This window comes from Klebsiella sp. WOUb02 (assembly GCF_050058015.1).
Classification (GTDB): domain Bacteria; phylum Pseudomonadota; class Gammaproteobacteria; order Enterobacterales; family Enterobacteriaceae; genus Klebsiella.
Map to the genome: position 1 here is coordinate 1484749 of NZ_CP170110.1, position 14747 is coordinate 1499495.

A 14747-nucleotide genomic window follows, 5' to 3' on the forward strand; every position below is an offset into this window, starting at 1 on the left:
TTATTATTCGGGCGGCCGGCAGCGCAGATATTTCATTACCGCGCAATTAGCTTCGCCGGGTGCCCGAAAGATCGAGTTTTAAAATTAAATTATTGTGCAGCAGCTTTCTTAATGGCCGCAACGGCCGCTTTCAGAACACCTAAACCATCAACCTTGCCGTACAGCGCAGAGTCGATTACTTCCACCGGCTTGTTGGACAGCAGCCGCTGAATCTCGGGAAGCATATACGCAATCTGCGGGCCTAATAAAACGACGTCGGCTTCCGGTCCCTTCTCCCCGGCGAGGGTTTCAGGAAATGCTTCAATAATGACCGGCACCTCATATTTTTCAGCCAGGGCACGCATTTTGGATACCAGTAGCGAAGTGGACATTCCAGCCGAGCAGAACAGATAGATATGTTTCTTTTCCATGAATGCTTCCTCAATTTGTAGAACCTGGCGGCCTCCTGGCAGAATATTATGCCGAAGAACCGGGTAAGGCATGTCGCTGTTCAATTGATCTTGTTTATGCATTTAGTATACGGCATCCCTCGGCGCCTGGATAATTCCTGGTTAAACAAAATTGTCTCTCATTGACCTCGCGTTTTGACTACCCTCACATTTCCCTCAAATAATTCGCGCAATTAAATAAGCATCGGTATGCATAAAAAAGCCCGACCAATGGTCGGGCATTCCCGGGACTCAGTATCAAGAACTACTTGCTATTACGCGGGTCCGTATCGTACTCCGAGCAGGTCTGATAGCCAGAGTTCATCACGTGACCGGTGTCGTCGAGAGCGACAAAGTAGGTCTCCATTTTACCATCCCGTTGACCCAGGATGTATGTCTGGCAGGTGCCGCGGGCGTGAATCATTGTCACCTCAGATGACGGTTTGCCCGCCACCTGCAGTACCTGGGAGCGCGACATCCCTTTTTTGACATCTTTAACAACCGGCTGTGTAAACTGGTCTGCAGTACGATCGTAGGCTGTACACCCAGCCAGCATGGTCAGTACTGCCGCTGCGCCCATAAGTCCTGCTAAATTCTTATTCATATTCCGTCCTCTTTTATTTGGCGTGTGAATAAGCCTGGAATAAATATCGTTATTTTTCAAGCCGAAGGTCGATTTAAACGAAATTTCAGTACGATATGCCGGTTTAGCCCGCTGCATAATGCCGCCCGCGGGGCGTCGCGCATACCATAAAAAAATCGTATGTCATTGATTGCCTTATTTTGCAGCACTCAAAGCAACGATCCTTGTCGTTTCAACGGCAAAGAGGTAGCTTTAGGCCATGCTGGTTGCCAAACAGGTTCACTTTCCGGAGGGCGCGATGACGCTACAACAAGAAATTATTCAGGCGCTGGGTGCCAGGCCCCAGATCGATACAGACGGTGAGATTCGCCGCAGCGTAGATTTTTTGAAGTCCTATTTGCAGACCTACCCCTTTATTAAGGCGCTGGTTCTGGGCATCAGCGGCGGTCAGGACTCCACCCTGACCGGCAAGCTGTGCCAGCAGGCAATTAATGAACTGCGGGCAGAAGGCGACGACAGCCGTCAGTTTATCGCCGTGCGCCTGCCTTACGGCGTACAGGCGGATGAGCAGGATTGCCAGGATGCCATCGCCTTCATTCAGCCGGATCGCGTGCTGACGGTCAATATTAAGGGCGCGGTACTGGCCAGCGAACAGGCGCTGCGGGAAGCCGGGATTGAGCTCAGCGACTTTGTTCGCGGCAATGAAAAAGCCCGCGAGCGCATGAAGGCGCAGTACAGCATTGCCGGCATGACCCACGGCGTAGTGGTCGGCACCGACCATGCGGCGGAAGCGATCACCGGATTCTTTACCAAATACGGCGACGGCGGCACCGATATCAACCCTATTTTCCGCCTCAATAAGCGTCAGGGTAAACAGCTGCTGGCGCGGCTGGGCTGTCCGGAGCATCTGTACAAGAAGCTGCCGACCGCCGATCTGGAAGACGATCGCCCGTCCCTGCCGGATGAAGCCGCGCTGGGCGTCACCTACGATAATATCGACGACTATCTGGAAGGGAAAACCCTCGACGAAAAAACGGCCAAAATTATTGAAGGCTGGTACCTGAAAACGGAACACAAGCGGCGGCCGCCGATCACCGTCTTCGACGACTTCTGGAAGAAATAATCCTCTCCGCAGCCCCGGCACCCGCCGGGGTTATTTTTTGCGCTTTTCGCCCTCTCCCCCGGCTGCTATACTGGTTAAATAAGGCTATGTTTGCAGTCTCCGTTGGAAAACTTCACTATACTGTACATAATACTGTATAAAGACGTCCCCTCTCGGAGGTTCCCATGAAAAAGCAAGACGTTATACAGATCAAAAGTCTTCTTTCATCCCTGCCTGCTAATACCCGACTTCATCTCATTACCTGGCTGAATGACAACCTTCAGACGGATACCGCTTCCGTTATTGACACCAGCCCGCCTGAGTTATGTTGCCCTCACTGCCACAGTGAAAAAGCAATCCGCTGGGGACGCGATTCAGACATACAACGATATCGTTGCAAGGATTGCGGAAAAACCTTTAACAGCCTGACCGGAAGCCCGCTGGCCCGGCTCCATTACCATCAAAAATGGTTCGATTATCTGCGCTGTATGCAGGAGGGGCTGACATTACGTGAGTCCGCAAGGCGTACAGGGATTGATCTGACAACAGCATTCAGATGGCGTCATCGCTTTCTGGCTTCAGCCGCAGCAAATAATATAAATCCCCTGTCCGGGATCATTGAGGCCGATGAGACTTTTTTCCCTGAATCCAGCAAAGGCAAACGCAACATCATTCACCGAAAAGCCAGAAAACGCGGCGGGGAGGTGGATAAGCGAAAAAAACAGGAACAGGTGCCAGTCGTCATAGCCTGTGACCGGCAGGGGCGTGTGAGTGACTGCATCCCCCCGGAATTTGATACTGAAAATATTCATCGATTCCTTGAGCCGATAGCAGACAAGGATTCAATTCTGTGTACGGACGGTGCCTGCTGGTACAGGACGTTTGCCAGTGAACACGGGATGAACCACTACCGTCTTATAGCACTGGATAATCAGCGTGTTATCGACAGTGTATTCCATATACAGCATGTGAATGGCTATATCAGTCGTTTAAAAGGCTGGATGAAGCGATTTCATGGTGTAGGGACTGCATATCTGCCGAATTATCTGGCCTGGAGGCGGCTGTTTGAGACCACCGTAATTGATGTGAAAGTCTGGCTACAAATTGCATTACGGCATAACCAACATACTTTGCAAACATAGCCTTAAATAAACAGCATCAGGAGCCATTGTGGTCAGAAGGCAATCCGCCCCGCGTCTGGAGTTTGAAGCGGCGGCAATTTATGCATATCCCGAACATCTGCGCCCCTGGCTGGCGTCTCTGCCCAGCCTGCCGGGCGTCTATCTGTTTCACGGCGAAAGCGACACCCTGCCGCTCTATATCGGTAAAAGCGTCAATATCCGCAGCCGGGTGCTGTCGCATCTGCGCGCGCCGGATGAAGCCGCCATGCTGCGCCAGGCTCGGCGTATTAGCTGGCATCGTACCGCGGGCGAACTCGGCGCGCTGCTACTCGAAGCGCAGCTTATTAAGCAGCAGCAGCCGCTATTCAATAAGCGGCTACGGCGCACTAAGCAGCTCTGCTCGCTGCTGCTGAGCGACTCCCGCCCGCAGGTGGCGTATGCCCGCGAGCTGGACTTTTCCCGTCAGGAGCATCTGTACGGCCTGTTCGCCAACCGCCGCGCGACCCTGCAGGCGCTAGCCAACCTCGCCGATGAACATCGGCTGTGCTACGGGCTGCTGGGGCTGGAACCGCTCAGCCGCGGCCGGGCCTGCTTTCGTTCAGCGCTCGGGCGCTGCGCCGGCGCCTGCTGCGGTAAAGAGAGCGTAGAGGCCCATAACGCCCGGCTGCGCGCCAGCCTGGCGCAGATGCGGCTGGTGTGCTGGCCCTGGCCAGGGCCGGTGGCGCTGGAAGAGAAAGGGCCCGATATGACCCGCTATCATGTGATTCATAACTGGCTGTGGCTGGGGGCGGTCGAGACGCTGGCGCAGGCGCAAACGCTGACGCAGCTGCCGGCGGGCTTCGATCACGACGGCTACAAAATTCTCTGCAAGCCGCTGCTGCGCGGCGATTTTACGCTCCACCCGCTCCAGCCGGCGCCCTGACAAACGAAAAAACCGCCGGTCCTGCCCAAAGCCTGACGGCGTATGTTGGGCAGAACCGGCGGTCTTCATTCCGCGGGCTGAATTACTCAGCAGATGGAGGCATTTTACCTTCCGGCGCTTTACGATCTGTCAGATGCTTCTCAAAATTAGCATTGAACTGTTTTTTCTGTTCCGGCGTCAAAATGTTGTAAATCTTGTTCTGGGTTTCGATACGAGAGAGCGCCATATCTTTATGCTGCGCTTCCATCTTGTCGATTTGCGCTTCCGCCTTCGCCTTATCGAAGGTATCGCTGGCAATCAGACTCATGCATCGCGCGGCGCTCGTCGAGGGAAGGACGTTTCATATTTTGGCGCTGGCTCTTCATGATGTCGCGGATCTGCTGTTTCTGCGCATCGGTCAGGTTCAGACCTTTAAACATCATTTCATGCGGGCCGCCGTGCATTCCCTTATGGTGCATCATGGGTTTGCTGTCGGTCGGGGTCGCGGTGGTATCCGCGGCGTGAGCGAGGTTGGCAGCACCCAGGGCCAGAGTAGAGGCAACAAACAGAGCGGTAATCTTCTTCATATTCAGTCCTTACTTTAAGTTATTCTTACGGCCTGCGCCGCGTTGACGAGATAAACTTTACGACGTTTATCGTCAATTAGTCAGAGCAAGCGTAAAACAATGAAAGTATAAAAAACAGTTTCTCACCAATTGTGGAGAAAATAAGGAAAATAAGAAGATAATTGCAACGATAAATATTCAACAGGCTGTTTTATAAAGAAACTATGGAGATTATAAAACAGAGAAGACTAAAAACAAAGCGGTTAACCAAGAATAATCCGCAAGCAAACGTCAGAGCATGAAAAAATAAGATTATACAATGCGAAGCGCGCGGAAAATTTACGCCGCCGCGGGATGGCGGCGGGCGTATTTATGTTCAGGGCAGCCGCTCCAGCATCAGTCCGGCCCGCAGGCCCAGCGCGACCGAAGGGTTGGGGAACAGCACATACTCCTCGGCCTTTTGCACCACGTAGCGGGTCTCGCCATCTTCCGCCAGCAGCGTCCCGGCGCTAAACGGCGTAAAGTTGAGCGTCTGCGCCGACATATGCAGCTGAAAACGTTCGCTGGCGCGGGTAATCTGCTGAACCACCCGATAGCGCAGCGCTTCGTGCCCCTCTTCGACCGCCAGATCGCCGACCAGTAGTCGCCTCAGCGCGCGCTGGGTGATGGTAAACTGCGCCAGCTCATTTGCGCCAAACGGCAGCGCCTTGCCCAGCTCAAGGGTGCAGGAGAACGCCGCAAAGCGGTCGCTGCTGAAATGGGTAAACGTGCCCGCCGGCTGCTGATGAAAGACCAGCGCCTCCAGCCCCGCCGCCCCCAGCCAGCTCAGGAAAGCGTCATCCCACGGTGCCTGCCGAGCCGGAAGCACCCCAAAGCGCAGGTGATGCGATCCGCGGATCGCGGTATGCAGATCGAGATGCCAGCGTTCGCCGCCGGCATCAGCATAAAACCGCGTCAGCACCCTTTCCAGCAGGCGCGCCCGCCTCGTCTCCTCGCTGACGGGGAAATTCTGCCAGCGTCCGCTAAACATGCGGTTGATATCGCCATCAAGATAGCGCCGGCCGGCCCGCAGCGCCGGCGGATTGCCCAGCACCACCAGCAGCCGCCAGCGCAGCGGCAGCTCGCCGCTGAACAGCTGCCGCAGCAGGATATCGGTCATCTCCACCGGCGCGGTTTCATTACCGTGGATCCCGGATGAGAGCACCAGAGCCCGCTCGCAGCGCGCGTGCGGCGTGAGCTGCAGCACGCCATGGTCCAGCCAGTGCCAGCGGAAGTGCGCCGTTTCGCCGTGAAAATGGTGGGGCAAACGCCCCGTCAGGGTTAATGCCAGAAAGTCGTCCACTGCGTCTCCTTTATTGCTGGAACGGATAAACTGAACCGAGCTGCAAAATCTGCGTCAGCCGGTCGAGGGCCTCGCGGCCTTCGCTCAGCAGCTGCGGGTCCGCCAGGTCCGCCTGCGTCAGACGATCGCGGTAGTAGCGCTCGACCCAATCGTTGAGCGCGATGAACAGGCGATCGTTCATCAGTACCGCCGGGTTAACCGCCCGCAGCTCCTCTTCCGTTAGCACCACCCGCAGGCGCAGGCAGGCCGGGCCGCCGCCGTTGGCCATGCTCTCCCGCAGATCGTAGACCTGCAGCTCGTCGATGGGGTTGTCCTGCTCCAGCAGCCGGTTCAGATAACGCCAGACGCCGGCGTGCTCCTGCGCCTCCTGGGGCAAAATAAGGCGCATCGTCCCGCCGGGCTTGCTCAGCAGCTGGCTGTTAAACAGATAGGTCGCCACCGCCTCTTCGACCGTCACCGTACTCGTCGGTACCACGACCGGCGTAAATCCGGCCACCTGCCCGGCCAGCTGATGCAGCAGCTGCGGCTGGTCGACAAACGCTTCTTCATGGCAGAACAGCACCTGCTGATTGCTCACCGCAATGACATCGTTGTGAAAAACGCCTTTATCGATCACCGCCGGGTTTTGCCGGGCAAAAACAATCTGCCGCGGATTGACCTGATTGAGGCGGGCGACGGCCTGGCTGGCCTCCAGCGCCTGACGCGCCGGATAGCGCGCGGGCAGGCCGTCGCCCCCCTGCTCGCGGCCATAGACAAACAGCTGCAGGCCGGGCGCGCCGTACTCGCCGCCGAGCCGGTTATGGTTCGCGGCCCCTTCGTCGCCAAACTGCGCCACCTGCGGGAGCGCCGGATGCACGGCGAAGCGCCCTTCGTCCGGGAAAATGGCGCGCAATAGAGCCTCGGTGGTCGGCGCCTCGCTGGCGCGGTGGAATTTGTCGTTCAGATTGGCAACGGTCAGATGTACTTTACCATCCAGCGAATCGGCGGAGGGCGACACCGTCGCCGCGTTCGCCACCCACATTGACGAAGCGGAGCTGGCCGCAGAGAGCAGGTCCGGCGCCTGCCGCGCGGCGCGCTCCACCACCTGCGCATTGCTGCCGGTAAAACCGAGGCTGGCGCAGAAGCGCAACGTTCGGCCGCTCCTGCGGCGGGATCACCGCCTGCCGGTAGCCCGCGTCCGCCAGCGCCTTCATTTTTTTTAACCCCTGCTTCGCCGCCAGCTGCGGGTTCGATACCCGATAGCGATGCTTCGTCGAGGCCTCGTTGCCAAAGGAGAGCCCGGCGTAGTGGTGCGTCAGGCCGGGCAGGCCGTCAAAATTCACTTCCCACGCGTTCATCGGGCCGATCCTTGCCGGAAGTCGAGGCCCGGGCTGAGAGTTTCCGGCAGCGTCAGCTCCGGCGACTCCAGGCTGGCCATCGGCCAGGCGCAGTAATCCGCCGCGTACCACGCCCCTGGGCGATGGTTGCCGGAGGCGCCGGTGCCGCCAAACGGCGCGGTGCTGGCGGCGCCGGTCAGCGGTTTGTTCCAGTTGACGATCCCGGCCCGCGCCTCCAGCAGCAGCCGATCAAACTTCTCGCGCTCGGCAGAAATCAGCCCGCACGAGAGCCCAAAACGCGTGGCGTTCGCCAGCGCAATGGCCTGCTCAAATTCGTCATAGCGCCAGACGCCCAGCAGCGGACCGAAGACTTCCTCATCTTTGACCTCGGCGACATCGGTAAGCTCGACGATCCCCGGGGTCAGCAGCGAGGTTCCGGCCTCCAGCAGCCGCGGTTCGAGCAGCGTTCTGCCGCCGTTGGTGACGTGCTGCAGCCAGGCCTGATGGACCTTCTGCGCCGCCTGCGGAGAGATCAATCCGCCGAGGAACGGCTGGGGCTCCGCGTCCCACGCGGCGGGAATAAGCCGCTGCGCGACGACCACCAGACGGGCCAGGAAAGCATCCCCGACCTCGCCGCGCTTCACCAGCAGGCGGCGGGCGCAGGTGCAACGTTGTCCGGCAGTAATAAAGGCCGACTGGATGGTCAGGTGCACCGCGGCATCAATATCCTGCGGCTCGTCGACGATCAGCGGGTTGTTACCGCCCATTTCGAGCGCGAGGATCTTCTCCGGCTGCCCGGCCAGCCTGGCGATGCAGACTGAAAGCCGGTAGCGGAGCTGCCGGTGAACAGCAGACCGTCGATATCGGGCTGGCCGCTCAGCGCTTCGCCGGTTTCGCGCCCGCCCTGCAGCAGGTTCAGCACCCCCGGAGGCAGGCCCGCCTCGGCCCACAGCTTCACCACCGCCTCGCCGCTCTGCGGGGTCAGCTCGCTCGGTTTAAACACCACCGCATTCCCCGCCAGTAGCGCCGGAACGATATGGCCGTTTGGCAGATGGCCGGGGAAGTTATACGGGCCAAATACCGCCAGCACGCCGTGCGGCCGATGGCGCAGCGTCGCCGAACCGTCGCCCATGACGGTTTGCGCCTCGCCGGTACGGCTGTGGTAAGCCTTTAGCGAAATGGCAATTTTATTGATCATCGCGCCAACTTCCGTCGCCGCCTCCCAGCGCGGCTTGCCGGTTTCGGCGGCAATAATCGCCGTCAGCTGCGCTTTGTTGGCCTCCAGCAGGGCGGCAAACTTTTCGGCGATCGCCTGCCGCACGCTAAACCGCTCTTTGGCCCACGCCGGAAACGCGCGCCGGGCGGCCTCCACCGCCTGCGCAACCTGCCCGGCGTCGGCGTCATGACCCTGCCATAGCGGCTCTGCGCTCACCGGGTTGCTTTTACTGCGGGCCGGGCCGCGCCCGGTTTGCCAGTCGCCGTTAATCCATAGACTCATGACTTTTTCTCCTCGGGGATCAGGCGCACCATGCGGATACGGTCGCCGGGGTGACATTTGAGGGCATCCAGCTCGCGGGCGCTCAGCAGCAGACGATCGCTGTCGGGGTCGGCCTGCACCAGCATCGCGCGAAACTGCTGATACTGTTCGTTGGCGACCAGGCACAGCGGCCACTCGCCCGGCGCCGGCTGTCCTTCCGCCACGGCGACCAGCCGGCTTTTGCGAATCGCCCGCACCCGATCGATATCGCACTCGAGGGTCGGGCCGCCGTCGAAAATATCGACATAGTTGCGGTAGCGGAATCCTTCCTTCTCCAGCACCGCCCGCGCAGGGGCGGTTTGCGGATGCACTTCGCCAATAACCGCCCGCGCTTCATCGGATAAAAAGTCGATATAGAGCGGGTGCTTCGGCATCAGCGCGGCGATAAACGCCTTCTGTCCGGTGCCGCACAGATAGTCAGCGCGGGAGAACTCCATCGCGAAGAAGCGTTTGCCCAGGCTTTCCCAGAACGGCGAGTAGCCGCTGTCGTCGATGACGCCGCGCATCTCCGCCACCACTTTTTCGTTAAAGCGTTCGCGGAAGGCGGCCATAAACATAAAGCGCGATTTCGACAGCAGATAGCCGTTGCCTTCTTTACGCCACGCCGGGTCGAGAAACAGCGTGCACAGCTCGCTGCTGCCGGTGTGGTCATTGCTGAGAAACAGGGTCGGCAGGGCATTATAGACGTTCAGCTCTTTCGAAGCGTGCACCTGGGTGCCGACGCGATAGTTGTACCAGGGATCGTTCAGCCCCACCGCCACCTCGACGGCGCAGATGCCCACAACCTTCCCGCTGGCGGTATCCTCCAGCACGAAAACATAGCCCTGCTCGCTTTTCGGCAGCTCGCCGCGCCAGGTCTGTTGCGAACGATCGATGCGCGCCGCCAGCGTCGCTTCATCGGCCGGCAGCGAGGTCAGGCCGCCGCCGGTTTCCCCCGCCAGCGCCAGCAGGCCCGCCAGATCGCCCTGTTCTACCGGACGGATAATCATCATGATGACGCTCCCGCGAGAAAGTGGCGGCAGGCCAGCTCAAAGCGATCCAGCCCGGCGTTCACCTCTTCCTCGCTCACTATCAGCGCTGGCGCAAAGCGCACCACGTTCGCGCCGGCAATCAGGATCATCAGCCCATCCTCCGCCGCCTGGGTGCTGATGGCTTTTGCCTTGCCGGCGTACTCATCCTTCAGCACGCAGCCAATCAGCAGCCCGAGGCCGCGGGTCTCTTTGAACAGACCATAGCGGGCGTTAATCGCCGCCAGCCGCTCCCTAAACCACTGGTGCCGCTGCTTAACGCCGTTCAGCAGCGCCGGGGTATTGATAATAGAGAGCACCTCTCCGGCGACGGCGCAGGCCAGCGGGTTGCCGCCGTAGGTCGTGCCGTGGGTCCCGACGGTCATCACGCTGGCGCATTTTTCGCTGGCCAGCAGCGCGCCAATCGGGAAGCCGCCGCCCAGAGCCTTGGCGGTCGACAGCACGTCCGGCGTCACGCCATAGTGCATGTAGGCATAGAGTTCGCCGGTGCGCCCGACGCCGGTTTGCACCTCATCGAAAATCAGCAGCGCATCGTGGGCGTCGCACAGCTCGCGCAGGCCGCGCAGGAAAGCCGGGTCTGCCGGCACCACGCCACCTTCGCCCTGCATCGGCTCGACGATAACCGCGCAGGTATTGGCGTCAATCAGCGCCCGGGCGGAGTCCAGATCGTTATAGACCGCGTGCTGGATCTGCGGCGGCAGCGGCGCAAAGTCCGCGGAATAGGCCGGCTGGCCGCCGGCGGAAACGGTAAACAGCGTCCGGCCGTGGAACGCATTTTTGAACGCCACGATGCCGCTTTTCTGGCTGCCGTAGCGATCGTGAGCGTATTTGCGCGCCAGCTTCAGCGCCGCTTCGTTGGCCTCAGCGCCGGAGTTGCAGAAAAAGACGCGATCGGCAAAAGTGGCGTCGATAAGCTGCTTTGCCAGCCGCAGAGCCGGCTCGTTGGTATAGCCGTTGCCGGTATGCCAGAACTTCCCGGCCTGCTCCGTCAGAACGTTAACCAGGCGAGGATTGGCGTGCCCCAGCGCGTTCACCGCGATACCGCCGGCAAAATCGATATACTCTTTCCCCTGCTGATCCCACAGGCGTGAGCCCTCGCCGCGTACCGGAATAAACGCCGCCGGCGCGTAAACCGGCATCATCCATTGATCAAAATTGCTGCGCGTAATTGACTGAGACATATCGACCTCTTCCGGTAAATAAAAAGTATGAATAATGTTAAATATTATGAGTGATTACGCTGTTAATGTAGATTGCACGCATCGTGCCAGCCAGAGGAAAAAATGCATAAATTGCAGCGGGGTTCGGAATATCAATAACTTAAAAAAGCCACCCATTCACATTTAATGCATAAATAGTGAATAACAATCCGATAAAGGCCGATGAACAGTGAATAAAATAGATACTTTATTCATCAGTAAGATATAATTCTGTATTTGTGATCCTCAGCGAAATTTATCGTAGATATTCGCTCTTTTTTGGCGCGCGGTGCGCCAAAATGGTGCAGATTTTGGCCATTCACCGCTGCGATCCCGCCGCCGTCGACAATAAAGTGCCTTCCGGCAGCCAGCCCGCCGAATTTCTGCTAACATCCCTGCACTATTCACCTTGCACAGTGGCAGCGACTATGAAATTTGTCTCTTTTAATATCAACGGCCTGCGTGCGCGCCCGCACCAGCTGGCCGCCATCGTCGACAAGCATCAGCCTGACGTCATTGGCCTACAGGAAACCAAAGTTCACGACGACATGTTCCCTCTCGAAGAGGTGGCAAAGCTCGGCTACAACGTCTTCTACCACGGGCAGAAAGGCCACTACGGCGTCGCCCTGCTGACCAAAGAGACGCCGGTTAGCGTGCGGCGCGGCTTCCCGAGCGATGATGAAGAGGCCCAGCGCCGCATTATCATGGCGGAAATCCCCTGCGCATCCGGTAACGTGACGGTAATCAACGGCTACTTCCCGCAGGGCGAAAGCCGCGATCACGCGACTAAATTCCCCGCCAAGGCGGCGTTTTACCAGAACCTGCAAAACTACCTCGATAGCGAGCTGAAAAAGGACAATCCGGTGCTGATTATGGGCGATATGAATATCAGCCCGACGGATCTCGATATCGGCATCGGCGAAGAGAACCGCAAGCGCTGGCTGCGTACCGGTAAGTGCTCGTTCCTGCCGGAAGAGCGCGAGTGGATGGAGCGCCTGCTGGGCTGGGGTCTGGTCGATACCTGGCGTCACGCCAACCCGGAAAACAACGAACAGTTCTCATGGTTCGACTACCGCTCCAAAGGCTTCGATGATAATCGCGGCCTGCGTATCGACCTGCTGCTGGCCAGCACTCCGCTGGCGCAGCGCTGCATAGAAACCGGCATTGATTACGAAATTCGCGCCATGGAAAAACCCTCCGATCACGCGCCGGTTTGGGCCACCTTTAAGCCGTAACCCCCGCAGACCCAACTCTCCGGCCAAGGCTGGCCGGAGAATCTGCTTATCCTGAGCAAAATCAACAAAGCGGCGCCTCCGGCAATCTGTCCGGCGTCGCGTTATTTATTATCGCCACGCGCTACCTGGCCCCGGGCGCCGTTCTGGCGGCGGCGATCCCGGGGCGCTCGGGCACGGCATATCGCCAGCGGGCTAAAGGGTTGTCTGGTCGTCATAAAGGCGGTGATAATGGGCCATTCTTCCGTACAGAACGATGATTCAGATGCTAAAAACCATTGACGTTGTCGCCGCCATTATTGAGCAGGACGGCAATATCCTGCTCGCGCAGCGCCCGCCGCACGCTGACCAGCCGGGAATGTGGGAATTTGCCGGTGGAAAGGTGGAATCCGGCGAGAGCCAGACGCAGGCTCTGGTCCGCGAATTGCAGGAGGAGCTGGGCATCACCGCCCTTCCCACCCGCTACATTGCCAGCCATCGGCGGGAGGTCTCCGGGCGGCTGATCCATCTGCACGCCTGGCGGGTGCCCCACTTTAGCGGTACCCCAACCGCGCACTACCACAGCCAGCTGCGCTGGTGCTCGCCGCAGGAGGCCCTGACCTTCAACCTCGCGCCCGCCGACGTTCCTCTGCTGGAAGCCTATATCGCCCAGCGCGCGTCGCTCCTTTCCCGCTAATATCGCTGCCCCGTTATCATCGCTTTTAGTTATGACCGGCGGCGAATTATAAATTTTGCTGTCAGGATAACTTTTCCTTGCTTGCCTAACGATTGCCGGTGTTATAGTCGGAAAATCGGCTTTTTCAAGGGCCGAAACATAATAAAAATACATAAAATCATTCAGGTTATACCGCGACGGCCAGAGAGCCGGTCTCCGGGCGCTTGCGTCAGCGAGCGCGGCCGGCAAAGAGGCGGACTGAAGGATGATGTGTTCAAACGCAATCACAACCATAAGGGGAACTTATATCTATGGATCAGACGTGCACTCTGGAAAGTTTTCTCGCCCGCGTTCAACAGCGCGATCCCCATCAAACCGAATTTGCTCAGGCCGTCCGCGAGGTGATGACCACCCTGTGGCCTTTCCTTGAGGAAAATCCGCGCTACCGCCAGCTCAATCTGCTGGAACGTTTGGTTGAACCGGAGCGGGCCATCCAGTTCCGCGTCGTATGGGTTGATGACCGCAATCAGGTGCAGGTTAACCGCGCCTGGCGCGTGCAGTTCAACTCCGCCATCGGCCCGTATAAAGGCGGCATGCGCTTCCATCCGTCGGTCAACCTGTCGATCCTGAAATTCCTCGGCTTCGAGCAAACGTTCAAAAATGCCCTGACCACCCTGCCCATGGGCGGCGGTAAAGGCGGCAGCGATTTCGATCCGAAAGGCAAGAGCGACGGCGAAGTGATGCGCTTCTGCCAGTCGCTGATGACCGAACTGTATCGTCATTTAGGCCCGGACACCGACGTACCGGCTGGCGATATCGGCGTTGGCGGTCGCGAAGTCGGCTTTATGGCCGGGATGATGCGCAAGCTCTCCAACAACAGCGCCTGCGTGTTCACCGGCAAAGGGCTCTCCTTCGGCGGCAGCCTGATTCGCCCGGAAGCGACCGGCTATGGCCTGGTCTATTTCACCGAAGCGATGCTTAAACGCCACGGTCTTGGTTTCGAAGGGATGCGCGTGGCGGTTTCCGGCTCCGGCAACGTCGCCCAGTACGCTATCGAAAAAGCCATGGAGCTTGGCGCACGCGTGATTACCGCCTCTGACTCCAGCGGCACCGTGGTCGACGAAGCGGGCTTTACCCCTGAGAAGCTGGCGCGTCTGTGCGAAATTAAAGCCAGCCGCGACGGTCGCGTGGCCGACTACGCCCGCGAGTTTGGTCTGCACTACCTCGAAGGCCAGCAGCCGTGGTCCGTGCCGGTGGATATTGCGCTGCCGTGCGCCACGCAAAACGAGCTGGACGTTGACGCCGCCCGCCAGCTGATCGCCAACGGCGTGAAGGCCGTGGCCGAAGGCGCCAATATGCCGACCACCATCGCCGCAACCGACCTGTTCCTCGAAGCCAACGTGCTGTTCGCTCCGGGTAAAGCCGCTAACGCCGGCGGCGTGGCGACCTCCGGCCTCGAAATGGCGCAGAACGCCGCGCGGATGAGCTGGAAAGCAGAGAAGGTTGACGCTCGCCTGTACCACATCATGCTCGACATTCACCACGCCTGCGTGGAGTACGGCGGCGAAGCGAAGCAGACTAACTACGTGCGCGGCGCTAATATTGCCGGGTTCGTTAAAGTCGCCGACGCGATGCTGGCGCAGGGCGTGATTTAATCCGCAGTCCCTCGCGGATAGCGCCTATCCGCAAGAGTCGCTGACGAAAAAAGACCCCGGCCTGCGGGGTCTTTTACTATGC

General features: G+C 58.9%; 11 protein-coding genes and 3 pseudogenes. 6 read left to right on the top strand and 8 right to left on the bottom strand.

The annotated features are described in order from the left end of the window. Nucleotides 1-89: 89 nt before the first annotated feature. Together chbB and osmE are read right to left on the bottom strand one after the other, a co-directional pair. The gene (gene chbB, locus ABOC21_RS13995; protein ID WP_426814986.1) at nucleotides 90-410 is read right to left on the bottom strand and encodes a PTS N,N'-diacetylchitobiose transporter subunit IIB; all 321 of its coding nucleotides are present in this window, start codon (nucleotides 408-410) and stop codon (nucleotides 90-92) included. 283 nt (nucleotides 411-693) lie between these two features. Then, on the bottom strand, nucleotides 694-1032 hold the full coding sequence (gene osmE, locus ABOC21_RS14000) for an osmotically-inducible lipoprotein OsmE (RefSeq protein ID WP_426815490.1): 339 nt from the start codon (nucleotides 1030-1032) through the stop codon (nucleotides 694-696). A 277-nt stretch (nucleotides 1033-1309) separates the two neighbouring features. On the opposite strand from osmE, the gene nadE reads away from it, so the two are divergent. The 3 genes from nadE (at nucleotide 1310) to cho (ending at nucleotide 4156) form a co-directional block, all read left to right on the top strand. Continuing rightward, nucleotides 1310-2134 carry an ammonia-dependent NAD(+) synthetase gene (gene nadE, locus ABOC21_RS14005; RefSeq protein ID WP_426814987.1) on the top strand — a complete coding sequence of 275 codons (825 nt, stop codon included), beginning with the start codon at nucleotides 1310-1312 and terminating at the stop codon, nucleotides 2132-2134. Nucleotides 2135-2298: 164 nt separating this feature from the next. After that, complete coding sequence (locus tag ABOC21_RS14010; protein WP_426814825.1) at nucleotides 2299-3255, top strand: IS1595 family transposase; 957 nt, start codon at nucleotides 2299-2301, stop codon at nucleotides 3253-3255. 28 nt (nucleotides 3256-3283) lie between these two features. Further along, nucleotides 3284-4156: an excinuclease Cho gene (gene cho / locus ABOC21_RS14015; protein WP_426814988.1), complete on the top strand. Its 873-nt coding sequence runs from the start codon at nucleotides 3284-3286 to the stop codon at nucleotides 4154-4156. Between the two features lie 82 nt (nucleotides 4157-4238). Here cho and spy read toward each other — a convergent pair. From spy to astC, 6 genes and pseudogenes are all read right to left on the bottom strand, one after another. After that, nucleotides 4239-4722 (bottom strand): annotated as a pseudogene (spy, locus tag ABOC21_RS14020) (ATP-independent periplasmic protein-refolding chaperone Spy). 355 nt (nucleotides 4723-5077) lie between these two features. Continuing rightward, nucleotides 5078-6043, bottom strand: coding sequence for a succinylglutamate desuccinylase (astE, locus tag ABOC21_RS14025; protein ID WP_426814989.1), 966 nt, complete (start codon nucleotides 6041-6043; stop codon nucleotides 5078-5080). A gap of 10 nt (nucleotides 6044-6053) precedes the next feature. Continuing rightward, a pseudogene (astB, locus tag ABOC21_RS14030) lies at nucleotides 6054-7380 on the bottom strand (N-succinylarginine dihydrolase). After that, nucleotides 7377-8857: pseudogene (gene astD / locus ABOC21_RS14035) on the bottom strand (succinylglutamate-semialdehyde dehydrogenase). The pseudogenes astB and astD overlap by 4 nt, the downstream one beginning before the upstream one ends. Then, nucleotides 8854-9888, bottom strand: a complete 1035-nt coding sequence (gene astA / locus ABOC21_RS14040) for an arginine N-succinyltransferase (protein ID WP_426814990.1) — start codon at nucleotides 9886-9888, stop codon at nucleotides 8854-8856. The pseudogene astD and the gene astA overlap by 4 nt, the downstream one beginning before the upstream one ends. After that, complete coding sequence (gene astC / locus ABOC21_RS14045) at nucleotides 9885-11105, bottom strand: succinylornithine/acetylornithine transaminase (RefSeq protein ID WP_426814991.1); 1221 nt, start codon at nucleotides 11103-11105, stop codon at nucleotides 9885-9887. The genes astA and astC overlap by 4 nt, the downstream gene beginning before the upstream one ends. 446 nt (nucleotides 11106-11551) lie before the next feature. Here astC and xthA point away from each other — a divergent pair, with 446 nt between their 5' ends. The 3 genes from xthA (at nucleotide 11552) to gdhA (ending at nucleotide 14665) form a co-directional block, all read left to right on the top strand. After that, the gene (xthA, locus tag ABOC21_RS14050) at nucleotides 11552-12358 is read left to right on the top strand and encodes an exodeoxyribonuclease III (RefSeq protein ID WP_426814992.1); all 807 of its coding nucleotides are present in this window, start codon (nucleotides 11552-11554) and stop codon (nucleotides 12356-12358) included. Between the two features lie 262 nt (nucleotides 12359-12620). Further along, nucleotides 12621-13031 carry a pyrimidine (deoxy)nucleoside triphosphate diphosphatase gene (locus tag ABOC21_RS14055; RefSeq protein ID WP_426814993.1) on the top strand — a complete coding sequence of 137 codons (411 nt, stop codon included), beginning with the start codon at nucleotides 12621-12623 and terminating at the stop codon, nucleotides 13029-13031. Between the two features lie 290 nt (nucleotides 13032-13321). Further along, the gene (gene gdhA, locus ABOC21_RS14060) at nucleotides 13322-14665 is read left to right on the top strand and encodes an NADP-specific glutamate dehydrogenase (RefSeq protein ID WP_426814994.1); all 1344 of its coding nucleotides are present in this window, start codon (nucleotides 13322-13324) and stop codon (nucleotides 14663-14665) included. Nucleotides 14666-14747 lie beyond the last annotated feature (82 nt).